Annotated in this window: 1 protein-coding gene; it reads right to left on the bottom strand. The window is 70.7% G+C overall.

What is annotated here, in order from left to right; all coding sequences use genetic code 11:
* Window positions 1-2,419 (bottom strand): glycoside hydrolase family 9 protein (locus AAH991_RS39935; protein ID WP_346231160.1); only part of this gene is annotated, 2,419 nt, incomplete at its 3' end.
* Between the last annotated feature and the right edge of the window lie 13 nt (window positions 2,420-2,432).

The raw sequence follows: 2,432 nt of genomic DNA, 5'->3' as shown, positions 1-2,432 counted from the left end.
CGCATCCGGCGCCGGCCGACGCGGACGGCGACGGGCTCGGGGACGGCGAGGGGCTGGGCGAGGGGGACGGGCTCGGCGAGGGGCTGGGGGAGGACAGGCCGGTCTGGGCGGTCGCGGTGAGCGTGGCCGAGGGCTGGCTGGTGTTGCCGGCGGCGTCCCTGGCCACCACGTAGAACGTGTAGCTCGTGCCGGCGACCAGCCTCTCCGCGACGTAGAGGGTCGTCGCCGATGAGCCGATCTTGGTGAAGCCGGTTCCCTGCCTCATGTACACGTCATAACCCGCGACCCCGGTGTCGTCGGTCGAGGCGGTCCAGCACATGGGCACGGCGTTCTCGAAGTCCGCCCCGCAGACCCGCAGCCCGGTGGGCGCGCTGGGCGGCGTGGTGTCCACCGGAGAGGGCGACGAAGACGGCGACGGGCTGGGCGAGGGGGACGGCGACGGCGAGGGGGATGCGGTGCCGCCGGGCGGGGTGCCCCAGACCAGCGTGTCACCGTCGTACACCGGCACGTGAGAGGCGGCCGACGCCGACCAGTCGTTGGCCGGGTCCCAGGTCGCGCCGTTCGGCACCGAGATCCGCAGCTGTGTGCCCCGCTTGTAGAGCTGGGCGTCGCCGGGGTAGATCGGCTTGCCCGTGCAGTCCACCTCCGCGTAGTAGGTGCGGTCCCCGGCGGGCGCCGGCCCGCTGACCGCGCAGCCGCCGCTGTCGCCGCCGGTCACCTTCACCTGTGAGATCGAGGTGGAGCCGTCGAGCGTGAAGTAGTAACGCGCCTTGCCCGACCGCAGGACGCGCGGCGGCCAGTTCGACGTGTTGGTGATGGTGACGGTCATGGACGTGCCGTCCACGCCGGTGTAGACGTTGCCGGTCTCGGCGCGGATCTCCTGGTACTTCTCCTCCGGTGCGGGGAAGTTCGCCACGGGCGTCCCGCCGTACTCCTTGGCGAACCGCGCGAGCACGTTGGTGATGCCGGAGTTGTAGTCGATCGCCACCTCGTTGCGGACGTAGTCCGTACGGCTGTCGGTGTAGGCGTCGGCCTGGTCGGGGCCGCCGGCGAGCGCGCCGTACAGGACGTGCAGGTTCGGGCCGGTGGTGTCGCTCATGTAGCCGAGGTACTGGCCGCTGGCCGCGCGATGGTGGACGTGCGTGGGCGGATTGGTCCCGAAGCCGACCATGTAGCTGGAACGGCGGGGATTGTCCCCGAGCGCGTAGTCGACCTGCCGTTTGGCGAAGTCGTGATAGCGCGCGTAGAGCGGGTCGTCAGGGCCGAGGTGGTCGGCGTAGACGAGGGCCACCCAGGCGGTGTTCAGCGCCATGCGCAGCGAGGCCCAGTTGAAGATGTACGCCAGGCCGCCGGGGGTGACCGGTCCCTTCTTGCCCTTGTAGCCGGCCGTCCAGTAGTCGAGGTAGCGCCGGACGTCGTCGGCGTACTTCTGCTCTCCGGTGAGCGTCGCCATCAGGGCGTAGACGCCGTACTCCTTGTCGTTCCACCCCAGCCCGAAGGTGTAGGCGGGCACGGTCGTGCCGCCCGCGCCCTGGCCGACGTCGGGCTCGCTGCCCATCTTCGGGTAGAACTCGCGGGCCTTGTCCAGGTAGCTCCCGGTGCCGGTGGCCCGGTAGAGCCACACGGCCGCCCAGGCCAGCTCGTCCCAGTACATCTTGGTCGCGCCGGGGTGGTCGGCGCCGCCCTCCCAGGTCGAGTTGTAGTAGCCGGAGATGCCCGGCACGCAACTCGTGTACGCCGTGTCCTGGCCGTTGGTGCCCTTGGTCGTGTCGGCGAACGTGAACAGCTGCCTGGCGTGGGTCAGCAGCGTGTCCGCGTACGCCGCGTCGGTCTGGCGGAAGGCCATCGAGGAGGCCGCCATCGCGGCGGCCGTCTCGGCGACGACGTCGGTGCCCTTGCAGGTCGGCGTGATCTTGTAGACGGGCCGGGACATGCCCTTGATGTCGATCACCTCGGGCGGGCCCCAGTAGGCGTGGTCCACGCTGCCGTCGCCCACCTGGACGTACAGCGTGTCCGGTTCGGGGTGGGCGGCGATCAGGTAGTCGGTGGCCCATTTCAGGTTGTTCAGCATGGGCGTGAGCTGCGTGCCGTACCCGGACCGGTTCTCGACCACCCCCCAGGCCAGCATCGTCGTGGTGAACGCCATCGGGAAGCCGAACTTGACGTGGTCGCCCGCGTCGTACCAGCCGCCGGACAGGTCCACCCCGGCCGCCTTGCCGTCGTTCAGCGTCCGGTCGCCGCGCCATTCGACGCGGCTCCAGCCGGGCTTCCTGCCCGACTGCTGCGCCTCGTAGAAGTAGATCGACTTCTGCAGGGCCTCGGTGTAGTCGTACGACCCCGCGGCCCGCGCGGGGGTGGACCCGGGCACGAGCAGGGCGGCCAGCACGGCGGCCACCCCGCCCAGGGACAGCAGTCTCATCGGGGGCCTCGTC

Origin of the sequence: Microbispora sp. ZYX-F-249 (assembly GCF_039649665.1) — a bacterium.
GTDB classification, from domain to species: Bacteria; Actinomycetota; Actinomycetes; order Streptosporangiales; family Streptosporangiaceae; genus Microbispora; species Microbispora maris.
Note: the sequence above shows the minus strand (reverse complement) of the source record. Positions and strands in the feature narration are given on the sequence as shown.